This window comes from Synechococcus sp. R8-2, from assembly GCF_047461715.1.
Taxonomy (GTDB): domain Bacteria; phylum Cyanobacteriota; class Cyanobacteriia; order Thermostichales; family Thermostichaceae; genus Thermostichus.
On sequence record NZ_JANSHQ010000086.1, the window covers coordinates 1 to 3,748 of the forward strand.

3 protein-coding genes are annotated in these 3,748 nt (G+C 59.6%); all 3 read left to right on the forward strand.

The genetic code is table 11. From position 1 onward, the window contains the following. The first annotated feature begins 196 nt into the window (after positions 1-196). The gene (locus tag NW819_RS02335; protein ID WP_414412776.1) at positions 197-1,330 is read left to right on the forward strand and encodes a PIN/TRAM domain-containing protein; all 1,134 of its coding nucleotides are present in this window, start codon (positions 197-199) and stop codon (positions 1,328-1,330) included. A 44-nt stretch (positions 1,331-1,374) separates the two neighbouring features. Then, positions 1,375-3,114, forward strand: a complete 1,740-nt coding sequence (locus tag NW819_RS02340; RefSeq protein WP_414412777.1) for a sensor histidine kinase — start codon at positions 1,375-1,377, stop codon at positions 3,112-3,114. After that, the coding region (gene rsmA, locus NW819_RS02345) for a 16S rRNA (adenine(1518)-N(6)/adenine(1519)-N(6))-dimethyltransferase RsmA (RefSeq protein WP_414412778.1) at positions 3,111-3,748 on the forward strand (638 nt) is incomplete at its 3' end. The genes NW819_RS02340 and rsmA, both read left to right, overlap by 4 nt.

Genomic DNA, 3,748 nt, shown 5'->3' on the forward strand with positions numbered 1-3,748 from the left:
GGGGGTTAGAGGCATGCTCCACAGATCCCTCAAGCTGGCAAGGGATCGCTATGATTTCAGCATAGTCTGAATCCTTCTGGGGGAGGGCTGGCTTGGTTGTCCGGATCCCTCCAACACCAGACGACTAGAATGAGAAGGAAGCAGATTTGCCTATTCCCAGCAGCATCACCCACTCAGCAGGGCCGTCTTTTTTCTTATGCTAGACGCTTTACTGATCGCGATCTTCATGTTGGCCGGGGCTGGTCTCGGGTTTTACGGCCTGGATTTGCTCCCTCCTGCCGCCATTCAGGGGGCCAATGTGGAAGGAGCCCGTGTCGTCACCAGCGGCTTTGGCGTGCTGGCAGGACTGGCTTTGGGATCCCTGGTGCGCTGGAGCTACCGTCGCTTCGAGGCCAATGTGCGCTCCCTGCCGCCGGACGTGTTGATCAGCCGCTCGGTGGGGTTGGTGATCGGCTTGGTGATCGCCAATCTGGCCATGGCTCCTGTGTACTTGCTGCCCTTGCCTCCCCAACTCAACAGGTTCCTCGAGCCACTGGCTTCGGTCTTTTTCAGCTTGGCCTTTGCCTATCTGGGGGTCAGCCTGGCCGATACCCACGGCCCCTCGCTGCTGCGGCTGTTTAACCCCAACTATGCTTTACAAGCAGCCCTCTGGGCGGAGGGCAATGTGGTGGCTGCCACGGCCAAGGTTTTGGACACCAGCTCCATCATCGATGGCCGAGTAGCCCAGTTGATCGAGACGGGCTTCTTGGAAGGAACCCTGGTGGTTCCTCGCTTTGTGCTGACGGAATTGCAGACCATTGCCGACAAAGCCGATGCCCAAAAACGAGAGCGGGGCCGCAAAGGTTTGGATACGCTGCAGGCTCTACGAGAGGCCTACCCCGATCGTTTCGTTATTCACGAAGCCAACTATCCAGATCTGACCACTGTCGATGAAAAGCTGGTGCGCCTCACCCAAACCGTGGGGGGAACGCTGCTTACCACCGATTACAACCTGAAGAAGGTGGCGGCTCTGCAGGGGGTCAAGGTGCTGAATGTGAATGAGTTGGCCGAGGCGCTGCGGCCCATCTATGTTGCCGGCGACAGCTTTGATATCAAGATCACCCGCGAAGGAAAAGAGCCAGGTCAAGGGGTAGGCTACTTGGAAGACGGCACCATGGTGGTGGTGGAAGAAGGGCAGCGCTCTGTGGGCAAAACCCGCTCTGTGGTTGTGACCAGCGCCATTCAAACCTCAGCAGGCCGCATGATCTTCGCCCGCCTCAACAAGGATCCTGCCCCACTAACCCGCCCGGCCTCTGATCCGGCCAGCCCGGCTTCCTCTGGAAAAACCTGAGTTTTGGCCTACGTTCCCCTAGCGCAATGGTGGCTTCATCCCAAATGGGCGCCCTCCGACCCACTCCAATGTTCTACACGCAGGATCGCCAGAGGCGCTTCTGGAGTTTTTACTGGGAAGATGCCGAGAAATATGGCATCCACCCTCAGCACATCGTGAGCGGACAGCAAATCTGGGAGGTGGCCAACGCTGGAGAGTACGAAGCCAAGCTCAACCAGGTCTTTGCAAGCGGGGATCCCCTCTCCTACGAATGCCAGGTGCTCTCGCCCCGCTACAAGTTGCATCTGCATCTTTCTCTCAACCCTGTACGGGACATGGAAGGGGAGGTGGTGGCGGTTGCGGCAGTGGGCAAGTTGCTGGGGGCTACGCCTTTTGCGTTGGCCGGAGGAACCAGCAGCCCCAACAGCCAGCCCCATGCTCTCCCGGCCGATCCGGTACAGGGGATCACGACGCAGTTGGTGCGCAACATCCGGCATTCCCTGGATATCCGGCAACTGTGCCAGCAGACCGTGGAGCAGTTGGGGCAACTGTTTGAGGTAGATCGCTGCCTGATGGCCCTCTACGAGGTGGGGCAAGACTCCCTCACGGTCAATGCCGAGTACCGCCGCCATCCTGGGGATCCCTCCCTGCTCCACCAGACCCTGAAGCTGGCAGATTACCCCCATTTGTTGCAGGCCCTCAGACAGGAAGAACCGGTGGAGGCGGGGCGACATCTGGCCATTGCCATGTCTTACCAGGGCTACGCCAACAGCCTGCTCTGGCTGGAAATGCTGGATCCGAACAGGGTTCCTGTTTGGCAGCCAAGCCACATTCAGGTACTCCAGAGCATTGCCACCTACCTGGGCGCAGCCATTGCCCACGCCATTTTGCTGGATCAAAGTCGCCAACTGGCAACCCGCTTGCAGTTAGCCAACCAAACTCTGCGTCAGAAAAATAAGGAGCTGGAGCAGGCCCGTGCCCAAGCGGAATCGGCCAACCAACTGAAAAGCCAATTCCTGGCCAACACCTCCCACGAGCTGCGCACCCCTCTCAACGGGATCATCGGCTTTATCAAGCTGGTGCTGGACGGGATGGCCGAAAACCGCGAAGAGGAGCTGGACTTTTTGCAAGAGGCCTATCGCTCTGCCCTGCACCTGCTGGCCCTAATCAACGATGTGCTGGATATCGCCAAGATCGAGGCGGGCAAAATGCAGTTGGAGTTCCAGCCCTGCGACCTGCGAGCTTTGTTTAAGGATGTGGAGGCCAAGACCAGCTTGCAGGCCAGCCAAAAGGGCCTACAACTGAGCTTCCACCTGCCCAACACCTCGGATCAGATTTTGCTCTTGGGCGATTACCAACGCCTGTTGCAGGTCATGCTCAATTTGGTGGGGAATGCCATCAAGTTTACCCCCAAGGGCTCGGTAACCGTGCGGGCGGATATCCTGCCCGGCAACCCGGGTTTGGCCCGCATCCGCGTCATCGACACCGGGATCGGGGTATCGCTGGAAAAGCAGCAGAAGCTGTTTCAGGCTTTCACGCAGGTGGATGGTTCCACCACCCGCCAATATGGAGGAACCGGCTTGGGCCTGGCCATCAGCCAACGCCTGGTGGAGGCGATGGGAGGGGAAATCAATTTCTACAGCTTGGGCGAAGGGCTGGGATCCACCGTCACCTTTACGGTGCCCCTCTACCGCAAGCCGCTCCTGAGCGGGGATCCGAACCCAGAGGCAATCCCTGTCAAGCCAGAGAAACCTGAGGATGCGGATCCCACCTTGATTTCTGTTCCCAACTCAGTCCAGCGATGACCCACCCGGCAATTGCTCCTGCAACCCCTCTGGGTACCGCTCGGTTGCCCTATCCTCGTAAACGGTTTGGTCAGCATTGGCTCAAGGATCCCGCTGTTCACGAGGCGATTGTGCGGGCTGCCCAGTTGAATGATCTAGAGGGAGACGCGGATCCCACTTGGGTGCTGGAGATCGGCCCCGGCACCGGCCAACTGACGCGGCGATTGCTGGCCCAGGGTGTCCAGGTGGTGGCGGTGGAGATCGACCGGGATCTGTGCCGACTGCTGCAAAAACGGTTCGCCGGCCAACCCCGTTTTCACCTGCTGGAGGGAGATTTTCTCCGCCTGCCGCTGCCTCCTCAACCCCGCCTGCTGGTGGCCAATATCCCCTACAACCTGACCGGCCCCATTTTGGAAAAGGTGCTCGGATCCCCGGCCCAGCCGGTTCGGCAGTTCGAGCGCATTGTCCTTCTGGTGCAAAAAGAGCTGGCCGAGCGCTTGCAGGCCGGCCCCGGCAGCAAAGCCTATGGTGCTCTGAGCCTGCGGACGCAGTATTTGGCCGATTGCGAGCTGATCTGCAGGGTGCCCCCCACCGCTTTCAAGCCCGCCCCCAAGGTGGAATCTGCTGTGATTCGCCTCACCCCCCGCCCCGCCCC